Source organism: Paraclostridium sp. (genome assembly GCF_051657365.1).
Classification (GTDB): domain Bacteria; phylum Bacillota; class Clostridia; order Peptostreptococcales; family Peptostreptococcaceae; genus Paraclostridium.
Genome location: NZ_JBOFKN010000028.1, coordinates 1 through 1,159, shown reverse-complemented (window position 1 = coordinate 1,159; position 1,159 = coordinate 1). Strand labels below are relative to the sequence as shown.

Annotated in this window: 2 protein-coding genes; both read left to right on the top strand. The window is 30.5% G+C overall.

The window, feature by feature from the left end; translation table 11 throughout:
* Positions 1–974, top strand: a 974-nt coding sequence (locus ACRCYC_RS01760; RefSeq protein ID WP_438617476.1) for a phage tail sheath C-terminal domain-containing protein, incomplete at its 5' end; no start/stop codon positions are given.
* Positions 975–984: 10 nt separating this feature from the next.
* Positions 985–1,159, top strand: a 175-nt coding sequence (locus ACRCYC_RS01755; protein WP_438617477.1) for a phage tail tube protein, incomplete at its 3' end; no start/stop codon positions are given.

Sequence of the window (1,159 nt, the reverse complement as noted above, 5' to 3'; positions counted from 1 at the left end):
AGTCTTTAGCTTTCTTAGGAAATCCATTTAAGGTAATCCTATATAGAGTAAAAATAGATTTATCAAATTTACAAGAAGTATTAAAAACAGTAGAAAAAGATGAACCTAATTATTTTAGTATTCCAATTATTCCAGTTGTAGGAAAAGCTAAATCAGGCTCAACCTTAAAAACAGATGTAGAAAGTTGGTTAAATAATCTAAGGAATGAAGAGGGAATAAAATTAGGGAAAGAAGTATCAACGATTAAATTAGTAACAAGTTGTGATGTAGAGCCAAATAAACCATATATTATAGACTATTCATCTAAGCAAACACACCATGTAGTTGCTGGGCTAGAGAATAAGGTTTTAACAGCTCAAGAGTATAGCTTATGTGTAGCTTCATTATGTGCAGGAGTTCCATTAAACGCAAGTATCACAAATATGAATCAACCATGGTTAAAATCATTTAAAAGCTCAGTTGCTAATGAGGATGAAGAGATAGCAAAAGGAAAAGTATTAACGGGATATGATGGAGAAAAATATACAATTTTAAGAGGTGTAACATCATTTATAGAAGCTACAGATGACAAGAATGTAAGTTTCACTAAGATAAGAAAAATGGAGATAATGGACATTCATCAAAAAGATATAAGAAATACTTTTAAGAGTTCATATAGAGGAAGATATCAAAATACATATGATAATAAAAGGCTATTATTAGGAGCTATAAATAGTTACTTATCAACATTCAAAAAGAATGGCCAATTAAATCCAAGTTACGACAATAAAATGGTAATAGATTTAGAAGCACATAGAAAGTTTTTATTGGATAAAGGGACATATAAGGGTAAACAAATTACCGAAGAGGATATAAAGAAAATGTCAGATTATGAGTTAGCAAGAATAGACACTGATGATAAAGTTTTTGCATATATTCCTCAATATAAACCAACTGATGTAATGGAAGATTTCTATGGAGAAGCAATAATGTAGGAGGGAGAAAATGGAGTTTAAACCAGATCAGGTAGTAAATGGATCATGGGGAAAAGTATATATGAATGGTAGGGATATAGCAGAGCTAGAATCATTTACCATGAAGATGACTTACCAAAGTAAAGATATAAAACTGTATGGTGGAGAGATAGGAACAAAGAATACAGGAGTAAAGATAGAAGCTA